General features: G+C 63.2%; 1 pseudogene. It reads right to left on the bottom strand.

The features are described from left to right. Positions 1-438 (bottom strand): annotated as a pseudogene (locus tag J5M71_RS28670) (amino acid deaminase); the annotation flags it as partial.

Genomic DNA, 438 nt, shown 5'->3' with positions numbered 1-438 from the left:
TCTCCATGGTCTCGATGACCGCCAACTGCTCATCCACCAGCAACCCTACCCGCCACTTGTCAAAAGTCAGGCATGGATGCGAAGTACCAAAGGAAATGATGTCGCCGACCCGCAGTTCTACACCCGGCGCCACGGTCATGAACGCATGCTGATCCATTACTGCCGTGACCTTGCACGCGCCGATATCATCCCCCGCCGCCGGCACCACGCCGGCCTTGTAGCGCACAACGGCACCGGCAAACCGGCATCGAAGGCGACATCGCGCTTGCCCAGGGCGATCACCGCAAAACCCGGTTCCGGCAGCGACTGCACATGAGCCCAGACTTCCAGCGCCGGGCGCAGGCCTTCGTGCAGGTCGCTGCGACGGTCGAGCACGCAGCACTGCGCCTCTTTGTAGATGCCATGGTCGTGCGCCACGTAACTGCCCGGGCGCAACAC

The sequence above is a fragment of the Pseudomonas sp. 43(2021) genome (assembly GCF_017490805.1).
Taxonomy (GTDB): Bacteria; Pseudomonadota; Gammaproteobacteria; order Pseudomonadales; family Pseudomonadaceae; genus Aquipseudomonas.
Note: the sequence above shows the minus strand (reverse complement) of the source record. Positions and strands in the feature narration are given on the sequence as shown.